This is a genomic window from Streptomyces sp. MK7 (genome assembly GCF_032658145.1).
In the GTDB taxonomy this organism is placed as follows: Bacteria; Actinomycetota; Actinomycetes; order Streptomycetales; family Streptomycetaceae; genus Streptomyces; species Streptomyces spiralis.
In genome coordinates, this window is sequence record NZ_JAVACL010000011.1 from 145,211 (window position 1) to 171,492 (window position 26,282).

Annotated in this window: 28 protein-coding genes and 5 pseudogenes; 19 read left to right on the forward strand and 14 right to left on the reverse strand. The window is 69.5% G+C overall.

Features of this window, described 5'->3' with window-relative positions; translation table 11 throughout:
* Positions 1-54 precede the first annotated feature (54 nt).
* Positions 55-903 (forward strand): hypothetical protein, encoded by an 849-nt coding sequence (locus R2S09_RS15625; protein ID WP_316741575.1) that lies wholly within the window; start codon positions 55-57, stop codon positions 901-903.
* A 134-nt stretch (positions 904-1,037) separates the two neighbouring features.
* Positions 1,038-2,126, forward strand: a complete 1,089-nt coding sequence (locus R2S09_RS15630) for a PP2C family protein-serine/threonine phosphatase (protein WP_306185320.1) — start codon at positions 1,038-1,040, stop codon at positions 2,124-2,126.
* A gap of 139 nt (positions 2,127-2,265) precedes the next feature.
* Here R2S09_RS15630 and R2S09_RS15635 read toward each other — a convergent pair whose 3' ends face one another.
* Positions 2,266-3,453 carry an MFS transporter gene (locus tag R2S09_RS15635; RefSeq protein ID WP_316741576.1) on the reverse strand — a complete coding sequence of 396 codons (1,188 nt, stop codon included), beginning with the start codon at positions 3,451-3,453 and terminating at the stop codon, positions 2,266-2,268.
* Here R2S09_RS15635 and R2S09_RS15640 point away from each other — a divergent pair.
* The 3 genes and pseudogenes from R2S09_RS15640 to R2S09_RS15650 all read left to right on the forward strand — a co-directional run.
* Positions 3,452-3,556, forward strand: coding sequence for a cyclophilin-like fold protein (locus R2S09_RS15640; RefSeq protein ID WP_316741579.1), 105 nt, complete (start codon positions 3,452-3,454; stop codon positions 3,554-3,556). The genes R2S09_RS15635 and R2S09_RS15640 overlap by 2 nt on opposite strands.
* Before the next feature lie 23 nt (positions 3,557-3,579).
* Positions 3,580-3,810 carry a cyclophilin-like fold protein gene (locus R2S09_RS15645; protein ID WP_316741620.1) on the forward strand — a complete coding sequence of 77 codons (231 nt, stop codon included), beginning with the start codon at positions 3,580-3,582 and terminating at the stop codon, positions 3,808-3,810.
* Positions 3,811-3,845: 35 nt separating this feature from the next.
* Positions 3,846-3,977 (forward strand): annotated as a pseudogene (locus tag R2S09_RS15650) (MFS transporter); the annotation flags it as partial.
* 428 nt (positions 3,978-4,405) lie between these two features.
* Here the strand turns inward: R2S09_RS15650 and R2S09_RS15655 are convergent.
* Together R2S09_RS15655 and R2S09_RS15660 are read right to left on the reverse strand one after the other, a co-directional pair.
* Positions 4,406-4,570, reverse strand: a pseudogene (locus R2S09_RS15655) (IS5/IS1182 family transposase); the annotation flags it as partial.
* A gap of 77 nt (positions 4,571-4,647) precedes the next feature.
* The gene (locus R2S09_RS15660; RefSeq protein WP_316741581.1) at positions 4,648-6,300 is read right to left on the reverse strand and encodes an arylsulfotransferase family protein; all 1,653 of its coding nucleotides are present in this window, start codon (positions 6,298-6,300) and stop codon (positions 4,648-4,650) included.
* A 339-nt stretch (positions 6,301-6,639) separates the two neighbouring features.
* Between R2S09_RS15660 and R2S09_RS15665 the strand changes: the two are divergent.
* A pseudogene (locus R2S09_RS15665) lies at positions 6,640-7,170 on the forward strand (transposase).
* Here the strand turns inward: R2S09_RS15665 and R2S09_RS15670 are convergent.
* Positions 7,115-8,713, reverse strand: coding sequence for an FAD-dependent monooxygenase (locus R2S09_RS15670; RefSeq protein WP_316741583.1), 1,599 nt, complete (start codon positions 8,711-8,713; stop codon positions 7,115-7,117). The pseudogene R2S09_RS15665 and the gene R2S09_RS15670 overlap by 56 nt on opposite strands.
* Positions 8,714-8,797: 84 nt before the next feature.
* On the opposite strand from R2S09_RS15670, the gene R2S09_RS15675 reads away from it, so the two are divergent.
* Both R2S09_RS15675 and R2S09_RS15680 read left to right on the forward strand, forming a co-directional pair.
* Positions 8,798-9,454, forward strand: coding sequence for a TetR/AcrR family transcriptional regulator (locus tag R2S09_RS15675; protein WP_306185034.1), 657 nt, complete (start codon positions 8,798-8,800; stop codon positions 9,452-9,454).
* A gap of 144 nt (positions 9,455-9,598) precedes the next feature.
* Positions 9,599-10,042: a DedA family protein gene (locus tag R2S09_RS15680; RefSeq protein WP_399143952.1), complete on the forward strand. Its 444-nt coding sequence runs from the start codon at positions 9,599-9,601 to the stop codon at positions 10,040-10,042.
* A gap of 579 nt (positions 10,043-10,621) precedes the next feature.
* Here the strand turns inward: R2S09_RS15680 and R2S09_RS15690 are convergent.
* The gene (locus R2S09_RS15690) at positions 10,622-11,026 is read right to left on the reverse strand and encodes a hypothetical protein (RefSeq protein ID WP_306185033.1); all 405 of its coding nucleotides are present in this window, start codon (positions 11,024-11,026) and stop codon (positions 10,622-10,624) included.
* A gap of 234 nt (positions 11,027-11,260) precedes the next feature.
* On the opposite strand from R2S09_RS15690, the gene R2S09_RS15695 reads away from it, so the two are divergent.
* Complete coding sequence (locus R2S09_RS15695; protein ID WP_316741587.1) at positions 11,261-11,803, forward strand: hypothetical protein; 543 nt, start codon at positions 11,261-11,263, stop codon at positions 11,801-11,803.
* 15 nt (positions 11,804-11,818) lie between these two features.
* On the opposite strand, the gene R2S09_RS15700 is transcribed toward R2S09_RS15695, so the two are convergent.
* The gene (locus R2S09_RS15700; RefSeq protein WP_316741621.1) at positions 11,819-12,802 is read right to left on the reverse strand and encodes a BtrH N-terminal domain-containing protein; all 984 of its coding nucleotides are present in this window, start codon (positions 12,800-12,802) and stop codon (positions 11,819-11,821) included.
* A 115-nt stretch (positions 12,803-12,917) separates the two neighbouring features.
* Here R2S09_RS15700 and R2S09_RS15705 point away from each other — a divergent pair.
* A pseudogene (locus R2S09_RS15705) lies at positions 12,918-13,077 on the forward strand (transposase); the annotation flags it as partial.
* Here the strand turns inward: R2S09_RS15705 and R2S09_RS40580 are convergent.
* Positions 13,078-13,230: pseudogene (locus R2S09_RS40580) on the reverse strand (IS5/IS1182 family transposase); the annotation flags it as partial.
* A 96-nt stretch (positions 13,231-13,326) separates the two neighbouring features.
* On the opposite strand from R2S09_RS40580, the gene R2S09_RS15710 reads away from it, so the two are divergent.
* The 3 genes from R2S09_RS15710 to R2S09_RS40585 all read left to right on the forward strand — a co-directional run bounded on the left by R2S09_RS15710 (position 13,327) and on the right by R2S09_RS40585 (position 14,607).
* Positions 13,327-13,818, forward strand: coding sequence for an alpha/beta fold hydrolase (locus tag R2S09_RS15710; protein WP_316741588.1), 492 nt, complete (start codon positions 13,327-13,329; stop codon positions 13,816-13,818).
* The gene (locus R2S09_RS15715) at positions 13,803-14,099 is read left to right on the forward strand and encodes a hypothetical protein (RefSeq protein WP_316741590.1); all 297 of its coding nucleotides are present in this window, start codon (positions 13,803-13,805) and stop codon (positions 14,097-14,099) included. Before R2S09_RS15710 ends, R2S09_RS15715 begins: the two co-directional genes overlap by 16 nt.
* A gap of 73 nt (positions 14,100-14,172) precedes the next feature.
* On the forward strand, positions 14,173-14,607 hold the full coding sequence (locus tag R2S09_RS40585) for a transposase (protein ID WP_399143953.1): 435 nt from the start codon (positions 14,173-14,175) through the stop codon (positions 14,605-14,607).
* Here R2S09_RS40585 and R2S09_RS15725 read toward each other — a convergent pair.
* Positions 14,570-15,163 carry an SMI1/KNR4 family protein gene (locus R2S09_RS15725; protein WP_306185029.1) on the reverse strand — a complete coding sequence of 198 codons (594 nt, stop codon included), beginning with the start codon at positions 15,161-15,163 and terminating at the stop codon, positions 14,570-14,572. The two genes, R2S09_RS40585 and R2S09_RS15725, sit on opposite strands and share 38 nt — an antisense overlap.
* A gap of 129 nt (positions 15,164-15,292) precedes the next feature.
* Here R2S09_RS15725 and R2S09_RS15730 point away from each other — a divergent pair, with 129 nt between their 5' ends.
* On the forward strand, positions 15,293-15,766 hold the full coding sequence (locus R2S09_RS15730; protein WP_316741592.1) for a diadenosine tetraphosphate hydrolase: 474 nt from the start codon (positions 15,293-15,295) through the stop codon (positions 15,764-15,766).
* Between the two features lie 552 nt (positions 15,767-16,318).
* Here the strand turns inward: R2S09_RS15730 and R2S09_RS15735 are convergent.
* Positions 16,319-16,930 carry a PadR family transcriptional regulator gene (locus R2S09_RS15735; RefSeq protein ID WP_306185026.1) on the reverse strand — a complete coding sequence of 204 codons (612 nt, stop codon included), beginning with the start codon at positions 16,928-16,930 and terminating at the stop codon, positions 16,319-16,321.
* 88 nt (positions 16,931-17,018) lie between these two features.
* On the opposite strand from R2S09_RS15735, the gene R2S09_RS15740 reads away from it, so the two are divergent.
* The gene (locus R2S09_RS15740) at positions 17,019-18,182 is read left to right on the forward strand and encodes an FAD-dependent monooxygenase (RefSeq protein ID WP_316741594.1); all 1,164 of its coding nucleotides are present in this window, start codon (positions 17,019-17,021) and stop codon (positions 18,180-18,182) included.
* Positions 18,183-18,290: 108 nt separating this feature from the next.
* Here the strand turns inward: R2S09_RS15740 and R2S09_RS15745 are convergent, their stop codons facing one another.
* The gene (locus R2S09_RS15745; protein WP_316741595.1) at positions 18,291-18,614 is read right to left on the reverse strand and encodes a hypothetical protein; all 324 of its coding nucleotides are present in this window, start codon (positions 18,612-18,614) and stop codon (positions 18,291-18,293) included.
* Between the two features lie 379 nt (positions 18,615-18,993).
* Here R2S09_RS15745 and R2S09_RS15750 point away from each other — a divergent pair, with 379 nt between their 5' ends.
* Both R2S09_RS15750 and R2S09_RS15755 read left to right on the forward strand, forming a co-directional pair.
* Positions 18,994-19,815, forward strand: coding sequence for a MerR family transcriptional regulator (locus R2S09_RS15750; protein WP_316741596.1), 822 nt, complete (start codon positions 18,994-18,996; stop codon positions 19,813-19,815).
* Between the two features lie 573 nt (positions 19,816-20,388).
* On the forward strand, positions 20,389-21,033 hold the full coding sequence (locus R2S09_RS15755; RefSeq protein WP_372337638.1) for a hypothetical protein: 645 nt from the start codon (positions 20,389-20,391) through the stop codon (positions 21,031-21,033).
* A gap of 252 nt (positions 21,034-21,285) precedes the next feature.
* Here R2S09_RS15755 and R2S09_RS15760 read toward each other — a convergent pair whose 3' ends face one another.
* Positions 21,286-21,927 (reverse strand): hypothetical protein, encoded by a 642-nt coding sequence (locus R2S09_RS15760; RefSeq protein WP_316741597.1) that lies wholly within the window; start codon positions 21,925-21,927, stop codon positions 21,286-21,288.
* Between the two features lie 390 nt (positions 21,928-22,317).
* Positions 22,318-22,875, reverse strand: coding sequence for a DUF3291 domain-containing protein (locus R2S09_RS15765; protein ID WP_316741598.1), 558 nt, complete (start codon positions 22,873-22,875; stop codon positions 22,318-22,320).
* Positions 22,876-23,742: 867 nt separating this feature from the next.
* Here R2S09_RS15765 and R2S09_RS15770 point away from each other — a divergent pair.
* A complete protein-coding gene (locus tag R2S09_RS15770) occupies positions 23,743-24,273 on the forward strand; it encodes a hypothetical protein (protein ID WP_316741622.1) in 531 nt (176 codons plus the stop codon).
* On the opposite strand, the gene R2S09_RS15775 is transcribed toward R2S09_RS15770, so the two are convergent.
* Both R2S09_RS15775 and sigJ read right to left on the reverse strand, forming a co-directional pair.
* Positions 24,215-24,709: a transposase domain-containing protein gene (locus R2S09_RS15775; protein WP_316741623.1), complete on the reverse strand. Its 495-nt coding sequence runs from the start codon at positions 24,707-24,709 to the stop codon at positions 24,215-24,217. The genes R2S09_RS15770 and R2S09_RS15775 overlap by 59 nt on opposite strands.
* Before the next feature lie 137 nt (positions 24,710-24,846).
* Positions 24,847-25,764: an RNA polymerase sigma factor SigJ gene (gene sigJ / locus R2S09_RS15780; protein WP_316741599.1), complete on the reverse strand. Its 918-nt coding sequence runs from the start codon at positions 25,762-25,764 to the stop codon at positions 24,847-24,849.
* Positions 25,765-25,865: 101 nt separating this feature from the next.
* Here sigJ and R2S09_RS15785 point away from each other — a divergent pair, with 101 nt between their 5' ends.
* Entirely contained in the window at positions 25,866-26,240 is a 375-nt protein-coding gene (locus tag R2S09_RS15785) for a hypothetical protein (protein WP_306185008.1), read from the forward strand.
* The last annotated feature ends 42 nt before the right edge of the window (positions 26,241-26,282 follow it).

Here is a 26,282-nt window from a genome sequence, read left to right on the forward strand (position 1 = left end):
GACGATGGCCGGGCAGACGCGTCTGCGGTCAGTTCGACCTTCCCTGGAGCACCCATGAACGACTGGCTCCTGTTCCGGATTGCCGCCGCGACGATCGTGGCCGGCCTGGCGCTGACCGGCTGCAGCGGTTCCGGCGGGTCGCCGAACGCGTCGGGAACGCCACCCACCGCGCCGGGGACATCCGTGCCGCCGCTGTCGCACACACCCACACCCCCGCGCTCGCCGGCACCGACGGCGGACGCCCCGGCCGGCACTCGTCCACCGACCACGCCGGCACCGCTCGGCACGCCGCCCCTCGGCTCCTGGAGCCTGCAGCCGATGTGGCCGTTCACGACACTCGCCCAGGCTCATGCGTGGCAGCGTGCCTACCGTTCCGGCGGCCGCCAGCCCTGGCATCTCGACCCGGAGCAGACCGCCCTCTCCTTCACCCGCGGCTATCTGGGCTTCCAGGAGATCGGCCGGGTCTCCTCACGCACCGTCAGCGGTCGGCACGCCCGCATCGGCGTCGCACGGACGGCGTCCGGGGGCGGCGTAGCAGCGGCGCTTCACCTTGTGCGGTACGGCACCGGACCGGACGCCCCGTGGGAGGTCGTGGGCAGCGACGACACGACATTCTCCCTGACCAGGCCCGCGTACGGGGCATCGGTGCGCTCCCCGATGGTCACCGGCGGACGGATCACCGGAGTGGACGAGAGCATCCGCGTCCAGGTGCGCCAGCCCTCGTCCGCGGCGCCGCTGGGCACCTCCCCGTGCTGTACCGCGGCGGGCGGCACCGACGAGCCATGGCGCGTCCCGGTGTCTTTCGCGGGCGCCCGTGACCCGGTCCTCACGGTGGTCGCGGCCACCGGCGGACACGTCGCCGACGTGGAACGCTTCACCGTCACGGCGGTACGCACCCGCTGACCGCCAGCAACGTCTTCCGCGGGCAACGTCTTCCGTGGGCAGCGTCGCCACCTGGGCGTCGGAGGAGCTGGCCCAGCTTGATCCCTGTGCCCAATTTTACCGATATGGTGCGTTTTATGTTCTGGACTGGGTGGATGCGGCCCCCTCGCCCTCTCCGCAGGCGGTGGAGCGCCGCCCTGCTCTCACCGGTGATCTTTACCGTGGTCGTCACCGCCCTGGCGTTCGCCACGCCGAGAAGGATCTCTTTCAGTCGCCTCTTGACCGCCGCACCTGCCCTGGCTGCCTCCACCTGGCCGGTACTGCCCACGGTTCTGCTGGGCGGCGCCTGCGTCCTGATCATGATCGGGTTGAGCCTCGTCTACCCGGATCTCGGCGCCTGGTTCACCGTGGGCGCCATCGCCGCGGTCACCGTGGCTGCCGCATACGCGTGCCGTGTCCGGATCCAGCGGGAACAGGCTTTCGTCCAGCTCCGCCTCGTCGCCGACGCGGCGGAGAAGGTGGTCTTGCGTCCCCTGCCGCGCCGGGTCGGCCCCATCGAAGTCGAGTCGATGTACCTCGCAGCCGCCGCACAGGCCCACATCGGCGGGGACTTCTACGAAGCCCTCCTCACGCCATACGGCGTGCGACTGATCCTCGGCGACGTGCGGGGCAAGGGCCTGCCCGCGGTAGGAGCGGCCGCGGCGGTGGTCAACTGCTTCCGGGAAGCCGCATACGACGAGCCGAGCCTGGAGGAGATCGTCCGCCGCCTGGACGCCAGCAGCACCCGGCACAGCTGTACGTTCCCCGCCGAGGAATCACTGGAGCAGTTCATCACCGTGGTGCTCGCCGAGTTCCCGCACCAGGGCGGCGACATCAAGCTCCTCAACTGCGGGCATCCTCCACCACTGCTCCTGCGCCACGGCAAGCTCCTCGTCCTGGACCCGACCGCTGCCTCACCGAGCCTCAACCTCGCGGCACTCCTCGGCTCCCGCTACACCACCGACACGATCACCTGCACCCCCGGTGACCAGCTGCTCTTCTACACCGACGGGGTCATCGAGAGCCGGAACCCCCGAGGCGAGTTCTTCTCGCTGCAGGACTGGATGCGTCGGCAGAGCGCAGCCGGGCCCAAGGCACTGCTCGACAGGCTTCATCGGGATCTCCTCCAGCACAGCGGCGGTGGACTCGACGACGACGTGGCAGCTCTGGCCGTACGCCTCTCTGACAGGTCAACGCTTCCCTGACACCGGGCAGGTGAGGAGCAGGGCCGTGCCCCGTCGGCGTCGATGAGAGGGGCGGTCTCGTGCGGGCCGTCGGCGGAAGTCGTGGACGGGGATGATGCTGTCCTCCGACGGGTCGTGAGGCTGCTCGTCAGCGTCAGCGTCAGCGCTGGGCGCGGACCTGCGACGGCGCAGAAGTCTCGAGCTCGTCGGCGCGCAGTGCGTGCTGAGTCACGACCCGCGTCGGGCGGTGCCCCTGGCTCACGGCGAGCGCAATCAGCGGGAGCAGCGTGAGGGCGGCCGAGACGGTGCCGACCAGGGCGGGTCCGGTCAGGCCGAGCGAGGAGTCCAGGGCGCGGCCCGCGAGGGCCGAGCCGACCGCGATGCCGGTGTTGTAGGCGGAGGTGGTCAGCGCCGAGGTGAGGGTCGGGGCATCGCCGGCGAAGCGGACTGCGAGGGAGATGACGACCGGGTTGACGGTGAATCCCGTCAGCGCCATCAGGAAGACGAGTACGACGGCTGCCACCGGGCTGTCCGACAGCGGGATCAGCGCCAGCAGTGTGACGGCGACGGCCGCCGCCGCGGTGATCGTCGTGGCCATGGGGTGGCGGTCGCCGAGGCGGCCGCCGATGGTGTTGCCGCCCAGCGCGCCGACGCCGAAGGCGGTCAGGACCAGTGGGACGGCGCTCTCAGCGATGCCCGCGCGGTCGGTGAGCAGCGGCGTGATGTACGTGTAGGTGGACAGGACGCCGCCCATGATCAGCACCGCGGCGGCGAGCGCCAGCCACAGGCGGCGCTGCCGCAGCGCACGGATCTCGGCCCGCGCCGACACCTGGGTCTGCTGCGCGACGGTGGGGATGAACCGCCCGGCGAACGCGGCGGCCAGGCCGGCGAGGACGGCCAGCGCCCAGAAGGGGCCGCGCCGGCCGGTGACCTGGCCCGCGAGGGAGCCGATGGGAACGCCGACGACGTTGGCCAGCGTGAGGCCGCCCATCATGACGCTGACGGCGCGAGTGGAGTTGCCGGGACCCGCAGCGGCGGTGGCGATGACGAATCCGACCGCCCAGAACGCGCCGGTGGCCAGGGCGGTGACGACGCGGGCGGCGAGGACGATCGTGAAGGAGGTGCTGAGTGCGGCGACGGCGTGCCCGAGCGCGAACACGGCCAGGGTCAGGACCAGCGTCCGGCGCTGCGGCAGGCGCAGGGTGGCCAGGCTCATGGTCGGCCCGCCGATGATCATGCCGATGGCGAAAGCGGTGATCAGCAGGCCTGCCTGCGAGACGCTGACGCTCAGATCGCCGTCGAGCTGGGCCGGTAGCACCCCGTCCGGCTCCGACAGGAACACTGCCATGGACCTTCGTGTCACTCTCGACGGCCGAGCCGTCCACGCGACCTTGAACGACAGCCCCGCCGCCCGCGACCTGGCCACGCTGCTCCCGCTCCCCTGGACCTGAAGGACTTCCACGGGACGGAGCGGATCGGCTACCCGCCGCGCGAGCTCACCACCGACGGTGCTCCTGAACCGTCCACGGCCAAGGCCGGAGACCTGGCCTACTACGCACCGTGGGGCAACCTCGCCCTCTTCTACCAGGACGGCCCCTCCGCCACCGCCGGCCTCCTCGTCCTCGGCCATCTCGACGCCGGCCCCGACCAACTGGCCCGGGCCGACCGCATCACCATCGAGATCACCGTCGAGCCCGCCTCCTGACCACTCCCGCCAGTCGTACGGAAAGGAGTTCATCCATGCCCTCAGCAGCCGGCTCCGCCACCGGCAAGCTGCCCTTTGTCGTCCGCGTGCTGGCCGCCGGCACGTTCCTGATGGGAACCACCGAGTTCGTCATCGCAGGACTGCTCCCCGAGATGGCCGCCGGTCTTGAAAGGCCGTGGTGAGCGACGCGGTGTCGAGGACGTCGGCGGCGTCGGGGCGGGCGGTGACAATCCCGGCGCCGGGGCCGGCGCCGACAGGAGCGCACGTGGGCATGGTGCTTCCCGACCAGGAGAGCGAACGGTCGCGCGGTGAGGCGTCGGTCCTGCGTGGGGCGCAGGCGATGTGCGGCGAGGGCCAGGGCTTGAGGAGGGCTTTGATGGCGCGGCGTTCGTCCATGGCCTTGTAGCTTGATCGGGCCCTTGTTGGCCAGTTCCAATGACCGCTCCAACGCAGTGAAGATTTCAGCAATTGGGCACGCACGGTTGATCTGCCGAGTGCGGTCGAAGAAGAGATCCAGGCGCCGGGTCGTCAGAGTCCGATCGTCCGTTGCGATCTCGTCACCGGGTCTGAGCAGCCCCAAATCCCGACGGAGGCGAAGGTGCTGGCGGTATCCGCCGTCCACCCATGCATTCCGGATGCCTGGATGCCCGGCGGCGACCTGGTCGAGTAGCTGGGTGCCGGCAACGGAGTCCTGCACGCCGGCAGCGGTGACCAGTACAGCAAGCAGGAGGCCGATCGCCTCTGTGACGATGTTCCGCCTGGATCGTTGGGCGGCGCGCTTCGGCAGCCGGCGGGGAGCCGCTGTTGGCGCGGGCCGTCGCATCGAGTAGTCGGTCGTCAGCCGGAGCGGGTCACGACGTGGGACGTCCCGATGACCTCCCCCTTCGCGTTCAGCGCCCTCACCTGGAAGTACGGTCCCGGGTTGTGGGTGGTGACGGCCGTCTCGAAGCCGGTCCGGTCGGCGTGGTCGACGACCACCGACAGGGAACGGGCGTCCGGTCCGGCGAGCACCTGCCACGCCCTGGTCTGGGTCGAACCGTTCCAGGAGGCGTAGACGGTGCTCCGCCCGCCGCTGCCGTTGCGCGCTGCCGCACTGGGCGGATACCACGGCCGGCCGACCCACTCGTGGCGGAACGCCCGGTACGAGACGTCGGAGCCGGGCATCATGGCGTCGTAGAGCAGGTTCTTCGAGCCGTCACCCTCGGTGTTCCCGGCATCCCGATACTCCGAGTAGTAGGACTCCTGCCCCCAGCCGACGAACTTGTCGCCGTTGGCGAGCGCCTGGGTGTCTCCCTGGGACGCCGCGTACAGCCCCGGTGCGTGGTAGTAGGTCCGCACCGCGGTCGCGCGGTGGTTGGGGAAGTCGAGGTTGAGGATCAGGCCGTGGGACTGCTGTTCGGGGGTGCCGTCCGGCTGGTTGCAGCAGCCGTCGTCGAACATGCTGATCCGGTTTCCCGGCCGGAACCGGGCATGGTGCTGCCAGTAGAAGTCCGCGTTCGGGCCGAAGCTGAAGTCGCTTGTCTTGCCGCCGAGCTGCCAGCGGATGCGGCCCGTCTGCCGGGCGACGTCGTAGACCGCCCAGAGGTTCCGGGCCGAGATCAGCAGTTGGCCGTCGGGGCCCTCGTCGATCGAGTTCACGTGGTAGGCGTCCCACACCCCGCCGGACGAGGACGCCGAGGAGGCCGACACCTCGGAGTCCGCCGGGTTCACGTGGTCCAGGATGTCCCAGGAGAAGACGAGTTTCCCGGTCGCGAGATCGACTTCCTGGATCTCACTGTCCTGGATGGCTCCGTTCTTGGGCCCCCCGTACGAGGTGAGGTCCATCGGGACCGGCTTGGACGCGATGAACAGCGCGGTGCCCCGGCGTGTCAGGAGGAACTCGTGGAAGTCCGGGTAGAAGCCGTGCCGGGCGAAGACCGTCCTGAGCAGGCGGTAGTGGTTGTCGTAGATGTAGTAGCAGCCTCCCGGCTCGGGGGCGCCCCCGGGCAGGTTGGTGTAGTACGGGGGAATCGCGATAGTTCCCTGCCAGAACGTCAGCACGGGCTGTCGGGCGCCGGTCCGGGGGTTGTGGTACGTCTGCACCCGGAAGTCACCGTTCTCGAGGTTGGCGACGGGAAGCGGGCGGAACCAGACCGGCTCGCCGGAGTCTTCGAGCATCAGCGCCCCGGTCTGGCCGACCGGCTGGGTGAGGTTGTACGGGGCGACGAAGACGTCCCCCGGGGCCGTGCCTGGTCGTCGCGTGGTCACGGTGACCCGCATGGGATGCAGATTCGGCTCGGAGACGAAGCTCCACACGTCGCTGCCGGAGGTGATCGGTGGCGGTACGCTCGTCGCCGGCGGGGCGGGCTTGGTCGCGCATCGGGCAACGTCCCGCCCCCTCGGGTCCGACGCTGCTGACGTGCCGGCCCCGAGCGAACCGAGTGCCCCAGCCGTCACCATCGCCGTCGCGGCCGCCATCCAGCGGCGCCAGACACCCGTAGCTGCAGGCACGTCCCTCCTCCTTCTCCTGTTCAGCCGCGCGGAATCGGAGCGATGACCCCACCCGCCTGGCTGTTCCGTCCGGAAGCGGCGGGAAGCCGGCGCCCCGTACGAGGTTGTAATGGCCTGCGGCATTCGCCTCGGAGGCCCTCGCCCCAGGTGACCGGCATGGCCCACAGGTGGCACCCGAACAGACCCAGCCACGGGGACCAAGAGAACATCCGGTATCGGTGAGATCTCTCGTGATGCCTTGCGCCCGTCTCGTCCCAGGACGCCCGTCGCGGGGTGGTGCTCCCGCCGGTCTCGAATCACGCCTGGGCACACGCCCCCAGTCAGCGGTACGTCCAGGTCGTGGCCGAACGGCGCGCGTATCCGAGTGATCTGTCCGGTGCCCGCTGGGAGTTGATCGAGCCAGTCCTGAGTGCCCGGCGGGCCGAGCGGCGCAGGTATGCGCTGAACATCGGACGCCCGCCCGAGCATGGTCTGCGCGAGACCAAGAAGGCGATCTTGTACGTCAACCGGACCGGGGTGCAGTGGCGCTACCTGCCGCACGACTTCCCGCCCTGGGAGACCGTGTAGGGCTACTTCGCCAAGTGGCAGAAGGACGGTGTGCTCGCCCAGCTCACCGGAGTGCTACGCAAGCGCTGGACTGTCGAGCGGACCTACGGGTGGCTGATGTTCCACCGCCGCCTGGCCCGCGACTACGAGAGTCTGCCCGACCGCTCCGAAGCCATGATCCACCACGCCATGACTGACTTGACGGCCCGCCGCCTCACCGGCGAAGCCACCACCTCCTGGCACGACCCGACACCCCCCGGATCAAAGACTAATCCCGGAATGAAACATCAGGAGAAAACGACCTCCAAGCGGTGCCCGGCCTGACGAGGTGGCGGGCGATCGCGGCGAGCAGGGCGTCGGGGGCGGCGGGGCCGGTCGCGGCCCAGCAGACGTAGCCGTCGGGGCGGATCAGCAGCACGTCGGCGCCCAACGGCTCCGCGCCCAGGGCGTACCCGGCCCGGACGGCGTCGACCCGCTCCGGCAGCGGCAGTCCCTGCGGTAGGTCCCCCGCCAGATCCAGCAGCACCGAGTTCCCCTCGCGGAACAGCGCCGAAAGGCGCACCGGGCGGTCGCCGTCCGCGTTGGTCAGCTCCACGTCCGGGACACGCTGCCCGGTCAGCGGGTGACTGCCGGAGCTGCCGGAATCGCCGGCGTCGCCGACGAGCGGATAGGCCAGCGCGAGGCCGGAGACCAGGCCGGCCAGGTGCCGGTTGGCGTCGGGCAGCCGCAGCAGGTCGACGACGATGTCACGCAGCGCCGCCACGTCCTCGCTCGGGTTCGGGTCGGCGAGGACCCGCTGCGCCGAGGTGTGGTGCAGGACCTGCGCGGCGACCGGGTGCCGCTCGGTGTGGTAGCTGTCCAGCAGGCCCTCTGGGGCGCGGTCCTGGACTGTCGCGGCCAGCTTCCAGCCGAGGTTGAACGCGTCCTGGACGCCGAGGTTGAGCCCCTGACCCCCGAGCGGCGGGTGGATGTGCGCGGCGTCGCCGGCGAACAGCACGCGGTCCTGGCGGTACTGCTCCACCTGTCGGGTGGCATCGGTGAACCGCGAGGAGTTGTTCACCTCGGCGAGCACCGTCTCCGGCCCGTAGAGCGCCTCCAACGCGGTGGCGATCTCCTCCCGGGAGACGGGAGTGTCGCGGTCCACCGCCCCCTCGCCGACCGGGCCGAAGGTGAACCTGTACCAGCCCGCGCGCATCGGGACGGTCATTGCCCAGTAGCCGCCCGCCTGGCGCATCATCGTGCTCATGTGTCCGATCTCGCGCGGTACCAGGTCCGACACCGACGACAGCCGCACGTCGGCCAGCACCCCCGGGCGGGTGCCCGGCCGCCCGGGGAAGGACGCCCCGACCAGCCTGCGCACCGTGCTGTGCCCGCCGTCGCAGGCCACCAGCCACCCCGCGCGCACCCGGCGGCCGTCCGCCGTCTCCGCGGTGACCCCGTCGGCGTCCTGCGCGAGGGCCGTGACCGCCGCACCGCGCAGCATCCGCGCGCCGAGCGCGGTCGCGCGCTCCTCCAGTACCTCCTCGATCTCCCACTGGGGCAGCCCGATCGGACAGGGGTGCCGGGTGTTCCAGGGGGAGCAGTCCAGCGGCACCGGCAGTGTCGCGAAGTGCCCGCCGACCGTGCCGCGCGCCGGAGCCCGCTTCTCCAGCGGTTCCAGCAGCCCGCGCATCTCCAGCAGTTCTGCGGTGCGCGGTTGGATCCCGCCGCCCTTCACCTGCTCGACACGCCGCGTCAGCTGCTCCAGGACCAGCGTGTCCACACCCGCCTGTGCCAGCTCGCAGGCCAGCATCAGCCCGGTCGGCCCGCCCCCCACGACGACGACCTCGGTCTCGATGGCCTTGCTCCCGGCGCCTTCGTCCACCACGGCGCACTCTCCTTTTCCTCGCCCGAGGGAAAAGGTATACCAGGTGCAGAAATCCCCTTGGGGAGGCTTTGCTACCGTGGCGGCGTGGAAGGCAGGTCGGAGCCGGGACAGTCGGCACAGCCGGGGCTGCGCGAGCGCAAGAAGCAGCGCACCCGCGCCGCGATCTCCGACGCCGCGATCCACCTGTTCCTGGAGCACGGGTTCAACGAGACCTCCGTGGCCCAGGTCGCCGAGGCGGCAGAGGTCTCCAAGCGCACCCTGTTCGCCTACTTCCCCTCCAAGGAAGACCTGGTCGTGCACCGCCTTGCCGACCACGAGAGCGAGCCCGCCCGCGTTGTGCGGGCCCGCCCGCCCGGCAGCACCCCGCTGGCCGCGCTGCGCACGCACTTCCTCGACGGCCTCCGCGACCGCGACCCGATCACCGGCCTCAACGACCACCCCCAGGTGCGCCGCGTGCACCGGATGATCCTCGCAGCGCCGTCCCTGGTCGCCCGGATGGAGCGGTTCAGGTCGGGCGCCGAGCGCGCGCTCGCCCAGGCGCTCCAGGAGACCGCGGACACCACGGAGTTGACGGCGCGTCTGGCCGCCGTACAGATCGTCGGTGTGCAGTGGGCCCTGGCCTCCGACAACGCCGACCGCCTCGCCTTCGGCGAACCAGCCGACGCTCGCTACCCGGGCGCGGTCGCCGACGCACAGCACGCCTTCGACCTCCTCGAGAACGGCCTGCGGCCGCTGGCCTGAGGACCGCCGCCCGCAGGCCGGTCGACATGGCGCGTCGGTGCCCCGGGACCGAGACACCGCCGCGCCATGCGGCCCGGCCTCCACGTCGGCCGTCGATCCGGAACTGGCAGATCTGTCACTTCCGCTGGACCCTGCGCTCTGCCCGTGGCGGGGCGCCGCGGCATCGCCGTGATCGTCCGGACCACACTGGGCTCGATCGGCGGCTCACTGGTGGTGTACGGCGCCGACGCGCTGCTGGCTCGGGACCGCACCAGGGCGATCGTCGAGCGGATCCACCTGGTGAAGGCCCACGAGATCGACAAGGCGGAGGCGTGGTTCGCCCGCCACGGAGCCAGGACCGTGTTCTTCGCCCGGATGGTTCCGGTGTTCGGGAGCCTCATCTCCGTGCCGGCGGGCATCGAGCGGATGCCGCTGGTGACCTTCATCGGCTTCACCGCGCTCGGCAGCGTGATCTGGAACGCCGCTTTCGCGCTCGCCGGGCACTGGCTCGGCGACAACTGGCATCTCGTCCGCGCCGACACGGTGCCCCGTCGGGAGCCCACACGTCATCGGTCCACGCCGACGTGCTGGTGGCCAGGACCCGGGTGACCCGGCGGAGCAGCTCGGCGGCCTTGCGCAGCCGTTTGTTGTAGCCGGGCTGCTGCGGCAGGTACGGGAAGAGGTGACGCAGGTGAACCCGGGCATGCCGTACCACCTGGCCTCGGAGGTGAAGCCGAGCAGGGCCTGCGTCATCGCGAGGGTGACCAGCTCGGCGTCCGTGAGCTGCGGCGCGATCCCCACCGCCGGCCGCCACGGAGCCAAGTCCGGCCGCTCCTTCAGCAGATCGTCGGTCGTCGCAGAGAGTGCTGTCGCGAGGGTGTCCAGCTGGTTCGTCACACAACGACCTTGGACACCGTTGTTCTCGTCTCCGCCGCCACCCCTTGGAATTGATCACCTAGCTGCGGCCGCTGGGCCGTCTCCGGGCCGTCCGAGGTCAGCCGACGCCGACCAACAAGGCCAGAACCCCACGGCACTTGACCTTGTCAGAGCCGTGGGCTCCTTCCGTCCCGTTGGTCAGCGAGGCGGCTGTTCAGCAGACCGACTACTGATCGTCATGAGCGCGGTGTGACCTGCCGGAGAGCACGGATTTCGGGGCAACCACCGGGCGCTGAACCCAACAGAGCGCCGTCAAGCTCCGATCCGTCGTCCGTCTCGTCTTGCAGAGACGATCACGGCGGAAACGACGGCGGTCACGACGAGGCTCCCCATCATGACCAATCCAACACCGACCATATAGAGGCCGCTGGAGTCATCCGACCAGTCGTAATAGGCGGCAACGGTGAGGCCAACAGTGGTGCCGAGCACAGCGCCTGCGATGTAGCGCCGCGACGCCGCCCAGTACACCGGTGCCAGCAGACTCAGCACCAGTCCGATCACCTGCCATGCCGCGTACGGGCCGGTCACCGAACCATCAGGTTGCACGTCACGGTGCTGGTCCCAGCCCAGCCAGGCAGCCCACACCGCCAGCGGCACCACAGCCAGCACGAGGATCGCCAACAGCTGGGGAACGAGTTTCAGTAGTCGTTGTTGCATGGCTCAACCGTTCCGGCTCACCCTGTAACCGACCAGAGTACAAGTACTCACCTCTGCTTGAGTACGATCTTGGACACCCTCGTTCTCGTCTCCGCCGCCACCCCTTGGAATTGATCAGCTTGGGCCTGTCCCCTTGACGAAGAGCCCTCCCCGCCGAACGGAAAATCCGGCGACCCGAGGGAACCGGCCCCGACTAGGGTCGCGCAGGGACGTAGAGGCGTGTCCTGGCCCTCTGTGATCGTCCTGGTCTTTGTGGAACGACGCCCGTCGCTTGAGGGGCGAATACGTTCCCTTGAGCTCGTGCCGGATCCCGTGACGGGCGACGAAAGGCGGCACCAGCACGGGTACTCGTACCGCATCTACCTCTCGGGCGGGATCCTGGCGGAGTACGAGCCGGAGGAGCTCGAGCAGGTGAGGACCCGAATCGGCGAACCGTACGCGGTCTATGTGTCGTGCCAGTCCATGGACGCGGCCCGGGTCTTCCTCCGCGATGTCCTGCCTGGTGCGGACGGTCTTGTCGACACCAACCACCACGAGATCCTGCAGGCGAGCGAGTTACTCACGCTGGTGGACCGGTACCCCGGACGGGACTGGGGCGCCCGGCCGGGCCCATTCCCCGCCAAGGGTCGAGGTCGACGTTCATGCCGGGTGGCCCAGGGACCTGGTAGGCGGGAGTTGGCGGTGCCGGAATGGCCGATCAGGACCAGGGGCCGTCCTGTGGATCTCGACCGCCCAGCGGTCACCGCGGCAGCCCTCGTGATCTGGCTTCGCTCGTGATCGCCAGGACAGTGCCTAGAGCATGCTGAGCGCCCGCATCGCATCGCGTTCGATACGCGAGAGCTCATGGAGGACGGCGCCGGCCCGTACGAGGTTCTTCGCATCGCCGGATTCGCCCGCTGTTTCGATGAGTGCGGCCACCTGTGTCCAGAGGGTGGCGGCCTCGGTGTACAGGCTGTGGCCGGTGCGCAGGTGGCTGCTGTCGATCAGCTGGGCACACTCGGCGAGGAAGTCCCGGTAGAGATTGCGGAAGAGGGCGCCACCGGTGCCGGCCCTCTCCATGAGGACGGCGGCCCGTGGCAGGTCCTCCCGCGGATTATCGCTGCGCTGTGGCCATTTCGGCAGTTGCTTGGCGGTCTTCTCGATGCCCCGGTGGCCCAGGTTCGCGATGGGCGGGTTCAGGAAGGCGTCGGCGCAGGTCTTGATCGCGGGGATGATCCGGTCTTTCGGTGACGTCAGGCCGGTGGGCGCTGTAATGGTGAAAGAGCGGTGCTTGGCGGTCATGGGGCCACGCTCGGCTCTGGCCCTGGCCAGGCTGGCGCGGCTGGTCGAGACGGCTCCGCCCTGCGGTCCGGTGTCCACCAGGTAAGCGTCCTGTTCGTCGTAGCCATACATGGCCACGACGTGCCCGCCGAAATGTACCTTGGTGCTGAAGTAGTCCAGGTGGTAGCTGTCGAGCTGAAGACCGACCGGCCGACCGGCGTCGATGGGTGCCGCCACGTTCTGCCACGCCTTGCGCGGGGAGGTGGTCTCCCCGACCAGAAGCTCAAGTCCGAGTACGGCGGCCAGATTCCTGGTGAGCTCGAACGGCTTGACCCGGCCTCCCAGGAAGGGAAAGCCCATGCCTTTGCTGTCCCAGTAGATGAAGGACAGTCCGGAGCCGAGCCCGAACAGCATGGGTTCGGACAAGTCGAATCCCTCATGCCGCAGCAGCACGCCCAGCGCCGTCGTCTCACAGTGCTGCATACCGCGGACATCGATGTCCTTCACCATGGCCATGCCGCTCATTCTCCTCCTTCACCGGACGACAACGCGCAGATGGGCGCGTCAGCCCACCGCGTCCCACGCACGACCCGCCGGACCGGCCCCTAGGCGTCCGCAATCCGGCTGATGCATTGGTCTGTTCGTGGTGCGTCGTCATGAGCTGACCGATGAGTCGTGGGCGGTGATCGAGCCGTTGCTGGGCCCCCGCGGACGGGCCGGCCGGTGCGGGATCGCCGTCAGGTGGTCAACGGGATCCTGTGAAAGCTGTCCGCGGGGGTGGCTGGCGGGATGCCGTGCCGGGTGTGGCCGTTGACCTGGTCGATCCGTTCCGGGACCGCGGCCTCGCTGCCGCGTCGACGCAGGTAGGAGCGGATCTTCGTGGACGGGACGCCGGCGCGATCGACATTACCGTCACCTATTCCAGCAGGTGGTCTGCGGTGAGGATCAAGCTCTCCTACGAGGGCCAGCCCCAACAGATTGATCAGGACTCGATGTGCGCCGCGTTGGCCCATGTGCTGCGACCCTGCGATCATCCGCATATGCTCATGCTCGACGATGACCTGGGACACCTTTCCTACGACATAGCCGGTGACGGCTCGCCCATCGTGCTCGTGCACGCCGGTATTGCCGATCACCGCATGTGGGACGCGGTCGTACCGGCTCTCGCGGAACGGCACACCGTGATCCGGTACGACCTGCGCGGCTTCGGCGAGTCCGCGCTCCCGAGCGGCCCGTTCCGCGAGACCGACGACCTGCGCCGCCTCCTCGACCACCTCGGCCACGAACGCGTCCGCCTCGTGGGCGCGTCCTGGGGCGGCCGCGTGGCCCTGGACTTCACCCTCACCCACCCGGACCGCGTGCACTCGCTGGCGATGCTCGCCGCGCCCTGGCCGCGATACCACTGGTCCGCGGACATGATCGCCTACGACGAGGCCGAGACGGCGGCTCTGGAGGCGCCGCCGTACGTATCAACCTGGATATGTGGCTGCGCGGACCCGCTCGCAGCTGGGACGACGTGGCCGACGGACTGACCGACCAACTCCGCGGCCCCCTGCGGACATCGCTGGTGAACCAGTCCATCGTGGGGCAACACTCCCAAGGCCCCGCAACCGGCGACCTGGCCGCCGTCTCCGTCCCCACACTGGTGGGCGTCGGCAAGCTCGACGTCAGCGACTTCCAGGACATCGCCCGCCGCTACGCCGCCGAGATCCCCGGCGCCACCCTGGTGGAGTTCTCGACCGCCGCCCACCTCATCGCGATGGACGCGCCCGCCGAACTCAGCGCGGTGCTGAGCTCGTTCCTCGCTCGTTAGGGCATGGAACGGATCGTAGTAAATCTGCGGTATCGACCCTTGTAAGAGGGGGTGATCCGGTACGTCATCTTGGATGACGCGTGCGCAACTGGCCGACGCGGAGTGCGGGTCCATCGGGCCGTATCCGCCGACCGGCGGATACGGCCCGTACCCCCAGCGGCTACGGCAGCAGTTCGAGGGCGTGATCTGGCGGACCGGGACCGGTGGGCGGTGGCGGAAGACGCCCAGCCTCACAAGGACGCTGCCGGGATGCGCCTGGGCGATGACGTCCTCACTGCTCTGGAGGAGGCTGCCGGGTGGCGTTGTCCCGCGCATCGCCCGACGCGACGTCGAGTCCTCCCAGCGCCTGGGCCGCCACCGCTGCGTCGTCGAGCGCACGATGTCCTGGCTCGCGGGGTGCCGACGCCTGCACCGACGCTACGAACGCAAGGCTGAGCACTTCCTCGCCTTCGCCGGCATTGCTGCGGCTCTCATCTGCCGGCGCCGCCTCGTTGATCGACCCAGGTGATCTCAGGTCGGACTGTCGGCAGCGACCAGGGCTCCAGGACACCGCTCACCAGATCGGCAAGGAACTGAACCGCCCCACCGGTGTAGTGCCACCACGCACCGCTGCGCGAGGCGACGGTAACCATCCATTCCTGCGGCCCGGCGGGGCTGGTGGTCCACAAGAAGAAGTCCCCCTGGTTGGAGGAGGACCAGGGAAGCAGGCCGCCCGGCGCCGGGTACGGATGCATCGGGACGGCCAAGTCGGCGTCCTCGCACCACTCGGCGATGACTTCCAAGTCATCGGTATGTTCGGCCCAGGCCACTTCGGCGCCCGGCACCGGGCCGCCGACAAGCATGAAGTCACTCAGCTCGAAGGCCGGGTAGAGCTCGCAGAGGAGCTTGTAGTCAGCGGGCAGAGCCGTTCCCAACGCGCTCTCCAGCCGTAGCCAGTCGACACCCGCCGGTGTCGGCAGACGGTGGGCCACAAGACCGGGCAGCACCCTTTCGAGTTCCGCGACCGACTCGGCGGGGTCGGTCAAACGGCAGCCTGGGACCTGCGTACCAACGAGATCGTCCACGCGAACAGACTGTCACAGCAGCACCCCACCCTCACGCTCACCCCGGGACCGACACCGAGAGAAACGGCGTTCAAGGTGGGCCAAGAACGTGCCCAGTCGGTGCTCTGCGGTCGGTTAGAGTCGTCGATCATGACTGATGACTGGCGGAGGGACCGGATCGGCAGTGCCCTTCGGGCTGGGAATCCCACGGTGCTCCGAAAGCTGGAGGCCGGGTTCGCAGTGATCGGGGACGTCCAGTTCCTCCCGGGGTACTCGGTCCTCCTCGTGGACGATCCTGCGGTGCAGCGGCTGTCGGAACTGCCGAAGAGCAAACGGCTGGCATTCCTGTCCGACATGGACAAGCTGGGTGAGGCCGTCGAACGCGTCTGCAAGCGGTTGGATCCGGCCTTTCTGCGAGTCAACCTGGAGATCCTCGGGAATGCCGATCCGTTCCTGCATGTGCATGTGTGGCCGCGGTTCGGCTGGGAGCCGGCTGAGCTCTTGGGCAGGCCGGTGTGGCTGTATCCGCGCGACCGATGGAGGGACGAACGTCACGCGCTCGGCCCGCAGCACGACGTGCTGCGCGAGGCCATCGGTGAGGAACTGGACCGGCTGGCATGCTGACGTACAGGGCGTAATCGGATTCGCGCCCGGGCGGAGCCGCACCCTTCTCTCCGCGCCATGGCAAAGGCACACCTCTCTTCATCCCGCAGTCGTGACGCTGATCGCGGTGTCCACCGCCTCGAACCGGTCGAAGGTGGACCAGGATCCCAGCACCGGCTGCCGCCGGCGGTCGGCTGCTGCCGCACCTGCGTCACCGACCGGGTTGCCGACAAGACCCGCCGGGGCCCGAGCCTGAGCATCGACGCCGGCGAACAAGCCGCACTGGCCCGGACGTTGAGCCACTGCCCGGCAGCTTCGTCACCGTCACCCTGGTCCGGTAGCCCGGCACCGGCGCCGCAACATCAAGGAGCGCGCGGGGACGGGTTCGGCGAAGGGCAGGTGGAACGTGCAGGATCACCCCCCAGACCGGGCGAGCGAACGCGACCGCTCGCTGATCGCCCATGCCCTGCGCACCGCCGCGATCGTCCTCGGGCTCGGTTACCTCGGTTCCGCGATTCTGGACCGCCCGCTTCCAGAGATGCCCGGCCGGGGCGGCACGGCAGGTCTGAAGCGTCACAGGGACGTGGCGGATTCGTCGAATGCGGCCGGCATCTGCGCGGGCCAGGTGAGGCGGCCACCCGCCAGGTCCTGGACGACGGAGCGCAGCCACTGCTCCTCGGCCTCCGTGACCGTGCGCAGGTATTCGAGTTCGAGGGTGGACACCCGGGGCAGGCCGCGCTCGGTCTCGGTGGCCAGGGTCGTGCCGAGGGCGGCCCTGGTCCCCTCGAGGCGGTCGAGGCGCTGCTGCAGGATCTCCTGCGCCTCGGACGGCGTGAGCATCAGCACGTAGGAGAGCGCCGCGGGGAACTCGGGGTACTCCTGCTTCGGCACGGCGAGCATCTGTTCCAGCCACTGGCGGGTGATGGTCCGTCCGGTGTCGGTGATCTGGTAGACGGTGCGCTCCGGGTACTGCTGGTCGCGTTCGGTGTGGCGGACGGTGATGAGGCCGGCTGCCCGCAGCCGCTCGATCGTGCGGTAAAGCCCGGCGCGCTGGCCGACGTTGACGACCTGGTCCTTGCCCCACTGCTTGATCAGCCTCTGGAGGCCGTACGGATGGAGCGGCTTGTGGTGCAGCAGGGCCAGCACGGTCAGGGCCAGCGGGGAGCTTCGTACGGGACTGCTCATGACGTCATCGTAGCCGCGGGGAAACTAGTTGACTAGAGACTAGTTGCACTGCAACTATCTCTCCATGACGTCGATCCAGGGAGGGGCCATGAGCAAGGTCAGAACGGCGTTGGTCATCGGGGGCGGCATCGCCGGTCCGGTCACCGCGCTCGCGCTGCGCAAGGCAGGCATCGAGGCGACCGTCTTCGAGTCTCACCCGCCCGCGGCCGACGGGGTCGGCGCGATGCTGAGCCTCGCGCCCAACGGCATCGATGCGCTGGGCATCGTGGGCGCCGACACCGTCATCGGCGCCATCGGACAGCCGGTCCCGGGTGTGGTGATGGCCGACGGCGACGGAAACCGGCTGAGCGAGTTCCACGGCTTCCCCGGCCTGCCGGCCACCCGGGCCTTGGCGCGCGCCGACCTGTCCCGCGGGCTCGCCGACCACGCGAGGGCGGCCGGCATCCACTTCGCGTACGGCAAGCGGCTCGTGGCCGCCGGATCGGCCGACGACAGGGTCACCGCGACGTTTGCCGACGGCACCACCGCGACCGCCGACGTCCTCATCGGTGCGGACGGCATCCGCTCGACGGTCCGGCCGCTCATCGACCCGCACGCCCCCGGACCCGAGTACGGCGGTGTGCTCAGCTTCGGCGGCTACGCGGTCGGCAGCGGGGTCGAAACCGAGCCGGGCAGCATGTACTTCGCCTTCGGCCGCGTCTTCATCGGCTACTGGGCCCTACCCGACGGCCGCATCGTCTGGTTCGCCGGGCTGCCCAGTGCCGAGCCGATGACCTCGGCCGAGGTCCGCCGCGTACCGGCCGCCCGATGGCTGTCCCGGCTGCGCGAGTTGTACGCCGAGCACACACCCGGCCGGGCCCTGCTCGCGCACACCGAGCCCGGCGACCTGCTCGCGGTCGGCCCGATGGAGCGCATGCCGTCCGTGCCGCACTGGCACCGCGGGCGCATGGTCCTCGTCGGAGACGCCGCCCACGCCCCGTCCTCCAGCTCCGGCCAGGGCGCGTCGCTGGCCATCGAGAGCTCCGTCGCGCTGGCCCGGTGTCTGCGCGATCTGCCCACACCCGAGACGGCGTTCACCGCGTACGAGCGGCTGCGGCGTCCCCGTGTCGAGATGATCGGCGGCGACGCCGCGGCCAAGAACAAGGCCAAGGCGGGACAGGCGGGTGACAGGCCGGCCTTCCCCACCCCGGAGCAGATGTTCGCCCCCGTCCACCGCCACCACATCGACTGGGACGAACGCGTGAAGGACTGACCGCCGTGCCCCGGCGAACGCTGGGCCCAGGACGACCGAGCCGACTACCGCGTCATGCTGGCCCAGAGCCGCGCTGACCTGCAGACTCCTCAGCGACCGAACCGGCGTTCACCGTGAATCGTGGTTCAGGTGGGCCAGTCCGTCGATGGAGTCCGAGCGGGTCGGCAGGGTGGGTGCCGGGGCTGGGGCGGTGGTCAGCAAGAGATTCTGAGCCCCGCGGTGTTCGGGCGCACAAAGGTCGTCTTCGCCGTCGTCGCCGGTAATCGGGTTGGGCTGGGTCTCGATCCGTCCGTCGGGTCCGTCTGCGAGGTGGTGGATGCCCCGGTAGTCGCCCTCGCGCTCGGTGAAGACCACGCCGAGGCGGTCGCTGACGAGCCGGACCAGCTCGATGGCAGTGCGGGTGCTGGAGCCGTAGGTGTGGTGGTCGGTCATGGGGGGACAGAGCTCATGCCGCAAGGCTGTCGGGCGTTCTACGAGCCGGCCATGTTCGAAGCGAGCTCTGGCCCGGACGAGGGCGACGAGACGGGGTGGGTTCACGGCCCTCCATCTCAGTGGTGCGCCATGACTCCCGAATGCCGGAAGCCTCAGTGGACGGGCCCACCGCGGTCACCATCGCACGGATCGCACCACCGTCCGAGGAGCAGCGTCCACCCATCGACTCCGGGGCTGACGCACACCCCAGCGAGACCGTCGGGGTTTCCGTCCGCCTCCGCGAAGCCGCGCGGATGAAGCCCCCGAGTTTTCGCTGTCCCCGGCCGCCGAATAGCTTCTTGACCCTCACACCGTGTCAGGCGGTCAACTCGGAGACATCATGTTCACCATCGGAGACTTCGCCCGTCACGGCCGCGTCTCGGTCCGGATGCTGCGTCACTACGACGCGACCGGACTGCTGCGCCCGGCTCATGTCGACCCCGTCAGCGGCTATCGCTACTACACCGCTGCCCAACTCGCCCGCATCAACAGGATCATCGCGCTCAAGGATCTCGGATTCACTCTCCAGCAGGTCCAGGACATCGTGGACGAGAAGGTCACCCTTGAGGAACTGCGCGGCATGCTGCGGCTGCGGCGGGCCGAACTGGAGACCGCGATGGCTGCCGCGGGAGCACGGCTGGTCCAGGTCGAGGCGAGGCTCCGAGCGATCGAGAGTGAGGGACACATGTCCACGAACGACGTTGTCATCAAGAGCGTCCCCGCCGTCCGGGTGGCGGAGCTGACCGCGACCGCCGCCAGTTTCGGGCCCGAGGACATCGGCCCGGTCATCGGGCCGCTCTACGACGAGCTGTTCCGGTGCCTGGCCTCGGCGGGTGTCACCCCCACGGGCCCAGGCGTCGCGTACTACGAGGACGCCCCGGAAGGCGGCGGCAGGATCAGAGTCCACTCCGCCGTCCAGGTCTCCGCCCCGCTCCAGGACGGCGCCTTCCGGATCCTCGACCTGCCCTCCCTCGACCAGGCGGCGACCATCGTGCACCGCGGTTCGATGGACAGCGCGCTCCCCACCGCACAGGCCCTGGCCCGCTGGATCGACGCCAACGGCTACCAGTCGACCGGATACCCCCGCGAGATCAACCTGGAGTGTCCCGAAAATCGTGACGACTGGGTGACGGAACTGCAGGCACCGGTGACCCGGGCCTGACCGATCAAGCCCTGGCCCGGGTGGGTCGGTGATCACGTTCGGGCGGCGGGGACCGCTACGGTCTCCCGCTGCCCGACTACTCTCCGGCGGTCGTGGGCCACCAGCCGAGCGGTCCCGGCCGAGAGCTGTCTCCAAAGTGGCCGCACCGTGGGCACGGTCCAGCGCAGCCCGGCCCTTCCGGCTGCGATGTCAGATCCATACGACAGCGTGACTGTCGGAATGCACGTCATCTCGCCACCAGCGGCACTGTCGGATCGAGATCCGCGACAACTTGCTCGATCGGATCGGCGAAGCCCAGTGTGAGGGCCGGCTCGGCGAGGTGAGGGCCTGGAGATGAGCATCGCCGGCGCCGAGGAGAAGCAGGGCCGACCCGATCAGCCGGCCACCGTGAACGTCATGCCCGACCACAGCCGAATCGCCGGGCGACGCACGGTCACTGGCGACGACCCGGGTGGCCCTGGCGCCGGCGAGCGGTAGTTTCGGAGAAGGCCGCCAACCACGACGACCGCAATGAGGCTCGCTCTGGTCGTCCCATGGGATCGGAGAAAGATGCAGCCCGGACAGTATGACGAGGTGACCGACGCCGCAGAGCTTCCGGCGCGGCTACGGAACGTTTTCTGGGTGGGTGGGGGAAGTGGTGCCGGCAAGTCGACGACCGCCCGCCGACTCGCCGAACGCTACGGTTGGCGTCTCTACGCGACCGACGACGTGATGCCGGATCACGCGGGACGGACCACCCCCGAAGAGGCTCCCCACCTGCACAAGTTCATCGCCATGGACATGGACGAGCGATGGGTGAGCCGGACTCCGGAGGTCATGCTCGAGACGTTCCACTGGTTTCAAGGCGAGGGCTTCGGGCTGATCATTGAAGATCTCCTTCGTCTGCCGCAGGAGCCATGCGTCATCGTCGAGGGATTTCGGCTGCTGCCCCACCTCGTCAAGCCGCTGCTTGCGGTTCCTGAGCACGCCGTCTGGCTGCTTCCCACACCCGATTTCCGCCAGGCCGCCATCCAGAGCCGGTCGGTACCAGGGGAAGGATTCGTAGGGAAGACCAGCGATCCTGCACAGGCCGGCCGCAACATCGCCGAACGTGACCGCATGTTCACAAGACGCCTCGAGGAGGAAACCGAGCGTCTCCAACTGCACGCCATTCACGTCGATACCACGATGACGGAAGACGATCTCGCCGAGCAAGTGGCCACCGCCTTCGGACTCTGACGGCGACCGGCATGACGTGACCGGGCGAGGACTGATCCACGCGCCGCCGCCAGGAGTATTCCGTCGCCTGCCGCGGCCCGTACTGGTCGCGCAGCTGTTCCACCCTGGGCTGAAGATCACGACGTAGGTCCTGGGGAAGGCGGGTCCGGCGCCTCCGTGGCCGCGTTGCACAGGACAGCGAGGGCCTCCCGGGGGCCGGTTGTGGGTGTCGCCATCCACACGGCCCACCGGGCCAGAAGGCCCTCACCCGGTTCAAGAACGATTCGAGGCCTGTCGCCCGTCGCCGGCGTCCCCGGACGGCGCGGCCAGGTCCTGGGCCGCAGGGCCGGTATCAGGGCAGCGTCTTCCGGTGTCCTTGTCCCGGTCGGAGTCGTAGACGAGCTTGCCGTCGGCGTCGTAGCCCTTGACGTGTGGGGTTGCGGTGACCTGTCGCGTCAGCGTGCCGGTCGCGGCGAACCACCCGTGGTCCAGCACCGCCCGACTGGTCCGGCCGCCGTACGACACGGTCACCCTGGTCACCGAGTCGTCGACCGAGCCGATGCCGGCCCAGTGGAACGGCAGCTTCCAGTGACCCTGGGCGAGGTCGAGCTGTGCGTAGAGCTGGATGGCCTCTTTGTCGGGCCGCACCGGTGCGGCGCCGGAGTTCGCCGTGCCGTGGTCGGAGCTGGAACCGGCGGGGACACCGTTGCCTTTTACGGTGCAGATCACCCGGGACGGTTTCGGCTTGTTCTTCACGCCGACGATGACGAAGCCGCTGTCGTTGCCGTCTCCGGGCCTCCTCATCGCCAGCAGGATCCGGTAGTCACGAGCCGCGCCGCCCGTGTGTCCCTGCAGGGAGGTGAAGCACTTCTCCAGCCCGTCCTCGGCCTGCGCGAGCGTGGCCCCGTCGAACAATCGCCCGTGCCCGGCCGCAGACGTGGCCCGGCGGACTTCCCAGGGGATGCGACCGTCCGCGAACTCCCGCCGCCGACCAACCCGTACACCCCGGCGGGTACGACACCGAGCACGGCCAGGACCGCCCCGGCCACCGCGAGGCGCCGCCGCCGCTCGGTCACACCCTGCCGCCGGATCGCCGCATACGGCACCGGCGAGGGCCGTACCACGGACGCGTCCCGGGCGAGCAGCTCCCGCACTTGCCTCTCGAAGTCTGCTCCCCTTTCACCTGCCGCCTCCCTGCCCGGTTGACGCGGGGCTTCGGCCCGACCCGACCCCGGCGTGCGCGAGCCCCGGAAACGTACGCAATCGAGGCGTTTGACTGCGAACTCAGTCGCTCAGGTTGCCTTGTCAGCGAACCTGGTCGCTCTTCGGCCCGATGCCTTCGATCCTGGTCGGGGTTCCCTCCGGGGCGAACGAGCGGTGGAAGGTGAATGCGTGCGGCGCGGAGCCGTGGTCGTGGAGGTGTTCCAGCCTGGAAACCCCGTCCTGCCAGGTGGGTACCACGCCGTCGGAGACCCACCAGATCACGTAATTTGGATGCCCAGTCCTCTCGAACCAGTCGTAACGCCGGTTCAGCGCCTCACGGTGCAGACCGGTGTAGACGGCGTCGAAGGCGGGGCGCAGGTCGGTCCAGAGTGAGAGGGTCGCGGCCAGGGCGGTGGTTTCCACCGTACGGCCCTTGCCGTACCAAGTCGGTACGGCGAACTCTCCCCATGCACCCCAGTCCGCCTCGAAGAGCATGCCCCGGTCGCCGTCTGCCGCTTCAGCACGCGCGAGGTACCCGGGGCGCTGACCGATCTTCCGGTAGACGGCCTCACCAATGTCGTAGAACTCGCGCGTGAGAGGTGCGGGATCGGCGAGAGGTGACTTCAGGACGCCGAATGTGTACAGCGCAAGATGGGGCACGTGTCTCTCCCTGGTTGAGGGTGCCTGCTGCGGACCCGGTTCGGTGGCTAACGCCCGGGGCGAGGATTCGTGGGGCGTGACCAACTCATCCCGTCGCGGGTGGATCAGCCTGAAGGAACTCCTGTGCGACCGCAGGCGATCGCCGAAGACCAGATGAAGGTAGCTGCCTCTGCGGGCCATGTCGAAGTTGCGTTTTCCCTGTCCAAGTGGCCTCTCGCACCGGTCATTGCGGGGGCTGGGACGGTGACCGGCGGGACAGGCTGCGGCCACCGGGCGGCGTCGCGGGCCAGTTCAGGGCACGACCACCACCAGCCACCGCTTCCGCCTGAAGGCCGCCTCGGTGCTGGACCTGTACGGCCGGCCGACCGGCTCACCGGGGCGTTCCCGAACCCGGTCATGGTCCACACCCCCGTGCACGCCTCCTGGCTCGACCAAGTCGAGAACTACTTCTCTGCCGTCCAGCGCAACGCCCTCTCGCCCAACGACTTCACCGACCTCACCGAGGTCAGGGACCGGGTCCGAGCCTTCGGAGACCGCTACAACGCCACGGCACAGCCGTTCCAGTGGAGGATCACCACCTCCGACCTCGACGCTCTGCTGGCCAGGCTCGACCGGAACCGCCGATCACCACGAAGGATCCTCTGTCGCACCGGCAGCGTGAACAACCCCGAAGGACTTACGGCGCCGACCACTTGGACAGTGCTTCACTCGGCGAGTCGGCCGCATCGTGATGCTGCGCATGCCTGCCCAGTTCACAGGGCTTCCACTGCGCTTCGGCTTCACCGCGGCAGCGCTCGCCGCCGTCACCCGCAGCCGTCAGGCCCTGGGATAGACTGCTCCGCCCCACCCCGACCGGAGGTCATCGCAGTGTTGCCCGCACGGGTACTTGCCGGTGCTCCGTTGGCTCTGGTGATTCTCGCCCTGTCCGGCTGCTCTTCCCACTGGGGCTGCACCGACACGACTGCCGGGCGCGGTGAGGCCGGTAGGAGAGTGCAGGTGGAGGACACGTCTGGGCGGCCTCTCGGCGTCGCCGCCGAGGTCGTTGGCTGGCGCCTTGAGCCCCACCCGCAGGTGCCCTCCGAAGGCGACAAGGTCCACTTTCACTACCGTTTCGACGGCGCCGACGAGACGTCCGGCCCTGCAGTGGACGCCTGCGCCGTCGATAAGGAGCGCGTGGCGTTGGGGTGTCTGACGGTTTATTCGTCCGGGGCGTGGCCCGAGCCGGACGGTGCCCTCGCGGGCGACGACTGGCTCGCCGTCGAGCACCCTGAGCAGGTTGCCGGAGTGCTGCTGATCCCCAATGACCAGTCCTACGACCGACGAACCTGCGAGCAGGACATCAAGGACGGTGGCGGGACGCACCCTCCGAAACCGGCCGGCAGGGGGCTCCAGCTGTAAGGAAGTCAAGACGGTTGGGCCTGGCCGGCAGATGGGCGCCGGACGTGGTGAAGGCGTGGACGAATTGCACCGACCAGAATCCGTGGTCGGCGATCTGTGCGCCGTCCGACGCCAGGAGGCGCGGACCGCGCCACCACGCGCCCGGCGGCTCCGGGACCGCCAGCGGGCCGGCCACCTGCCGGAACACCGTCTCCAGTACCTCTTCACCGAGCCGGACTCGCGCCCGGCACAGCGACGGGCGGTTGACCCGGGCCAGAACCCGGCTGCCGGGTGTGCCTCCGGGCCGCACGCGTATCACCTCCTCGTACGACTCCCCGGCGAACAGGCACAGCGCGAGCACGAAGTACACGACCAGCCGGGCCGGGAGCAGTCGGCGCCGCAGCTCACCCAGCCCGTGCTTGGCGACGGCCGCGTCCACGAGTTCCGGCGTGCACACCTTGGTCAAGATCCGTGACCGGCACCCCGGCCCCCGCCCCTCCACGAGCAGGTCAACGGACCAGCCGGCTCACAGCAACTGCATTGGCTCAGGCACAGGCAGGCGCCGCGAGCCCGGCATGATCGGCGAGACACCGCCTAGCCGTCCCGCGCCCACGGCCGCAGTTTCTCCGGGTTGCGGACCGCCCAGATCCGGGTGACGCGCCCGTCGGAGACGTCGAAGGCGGCCACGGTCAGGACGACGCCGGCACGCTGGGCGACCAGGCCCGGCACACCGTTGACCGACCGCTCCAGCAGTTCGAGCCCCGGAGCCTTGTCCGCAATGGCGACCATGTACTGGGCGATGCGCGCGCCGCCCTCCACCGGGCGCAGCACGGTGCCGACCATGCCGCCGCCGTCGGCGGTCATCACGGCGGCCGGGTCGAGGAGACCGACGAGGGCTGCGATGTCCTTGGTCTGCCATGCCTCTTTGACACGCCGCACCACGTCGGCCCGGCCGGTCGCCGTCACCGGAGCGCGCGCGACGCTCACCCGCCCGCGGGCGGAGGCCGCCAGCTGCTTGCAGGCCGCAGGGGTCCTGCCGAGAACGTCGGCGATCTCGGCGAACGGGTACCGGAAGACGTCGTGCAGGACGAACGCCACCCGCTCGGCGGCCGTCATCGACTCCAGGACGACGAGGAAGGCCATGGCCACCGACTCGTCCAGGACGATCTGGTCGGCGGGGTCTGCGGGGCCGGCGGGGTCGGCGCCGCCCGCGTGGTCCCACTCGGTGCGGTCGGGCAGCGGCTCGGGCAGCCACGTGCCGACATAGCGTTCACGGCGGGCCCGCGCGGAGCCGAGCAGGTCCAGGCAGATACGGCTGGTCACCGTCGTCAGCCAGGCGCCGGGGGAGACGATCTCCTCCTGCCGGCTTCGTGGCAGCCCGTACCAGCGTGCGTAGGCATCCTGCACGGCGTCCTCGGCCTCGGTCACCGAACCGAGCAACCGGTAAGCGACGTTGATCAGTTGGCGTCGCTCGCCGGCTATCTCTTCCGTCCTGGTCCCGACAGTCCCCATGCTTCCGGCCGCCCCCTCGCCTTACCTTTCGCAGGCCCGCGTCGTCGGGCTGGTGAGACCTTATCGATCCACTGCCCGAGGGCGGAAAAGGGGACTGTGCCATGGCCACTCAGGTGACGGCGACGTCGAACGCACGGCGAGGCTCCTCGTTCCTGCGGATCGCGATCGCTTTGCAGACCCTGACCATCTTCCTTCAGGCGGTCTCCGCCGGACTGCTGCTGACCGCGTCCTACGGAGAGACGCTGCACAGTGTCGGAGCCCGAGTGATGTACGGGGCGTCGATGCTGTACGTGCTCGCGGCGGTGCTGGCGTGGAAGCCGGGCGGCGGCTCGCCCCGGCCCGTCTGGCACGCGTCAGGTTTCCTCGTACTCGCCTCGGTCCAGGTCGTGCTCGGGATCGCGCACGTCCCGTCCGTCCATCTTCCCCTGGGTGTCCTGATGTTCGGTCTGAGTGTGCTGGCGCTGGCCCGGCGCTGAGGCCCGACACGGGCCCCGCCGGGACCAACTGAGGGTCGTCCG

Bases quoted from the DNA above. Each gene is read 5' to 3' on its own strand.
- R2S09_RS15625 (WP_316741575.1), top strand. From the start codon at position 55: ATGAACGACTGGCTCCTGTTCCGGATTGCCGCCGCGACGATCGTGGCC.
- R2S09_RS15630 (WP_306185320.1), top strand. From the start codon at position 1,038: ATGCGGCCCCCTCGCCCTCTCCGCAGGCGGTGGAGCGCCGCCCTGCTC.
- R2S09_RS15640 (WP_316741579.1), top strand. From the start codon at position 3,452: ATGGACCTTCGTGTCACTCTCGACGGCCGAGCCGTCCACGCGACCTTG.
- R2S09_RS15635 (WP_316741576.1), bottom strand. From the start codon at position 3,453: ATGGCAGTGTTCCTGTCGGAGCCGGACGGGGTGCTACCGGCCCAGCTC.
- R2S09_RS15690 (WP_306185033.1), bottom strand. From the start codon at position 11,026: ATGCAACAACGACTACTGAAACTCGTTCCCCAGCTGTTGGCGATCCTC.
- R2S09_RS15700 (WP_316741621.1), bottom strand. From the start codon at position 12,802: ATGGCCATGGTGAAGGACATCGATGTCCGCGGTATGCAGCACTGTGAG.
- R2S09_RS15710 (WP_316741588.1), top strand. From the start codon at position 13,327: ATGCTCATGCTCGACGATGACCTGGGACACCTTTCCTACGACATAGCC.
- R2S09_RS40585 (WP_399143953.1), top strand. From the start codon at position 14,173: ATGACGCGTGCGCAACTGGCCGACGCGGAGTGCGGGTCCATCGGGCCG.
- R2S09_RS15730 (WP_316741592.1), top strand. From the start codon at position 15,293: ATGACTGATGACTGGCGGAGGGACCGGATCGGCAGTGCCCTTCGGGCT.
- R2S09_RS15735 (WP_306185026.1), bottom strand. From the start codon at position 16,930: ATGAGCAGTCCCGTACGAAGCTCCCCGCTGGCCCTGACCGTGCTGGCC.
- R2S09_RS15740 (WP_316741594.1), top strand. From the start codon at position 17,019: ATGAGCAAGGTCAGAACGGCGTTGGTCATCGGGGGCGGCATCGCCGGT.
- R2S09_RS15745 (WP_316741595.1), bottom strand. From the start codon at position 18,614: ATGACCGACCACCACACCTACGGCTCCAGCACCCGCACTGCCATCGAG.
- R2S09_RS15750 (WP_316741596.1), top strand. From the start codon at position 18,994: ATGTTCACCATCGGAGACTTCGCCCGTCACGGCCGCGTCTCGGTCCGG.
- sigJ (WP_316741599.1), bottom strand. From the start codon at position 25,764: ATGGGGACTGTCGGGACCAGGACGGAAGAGATAGCCGGCGAGCGACGC.
- R2S09_RS15785 (WP_306185008.1), top strand. From the start codon at position 25,866: ATGGCCACTCAGGTGACGGCGACGTCGAACGCACGGCGAGGCTCCTCG.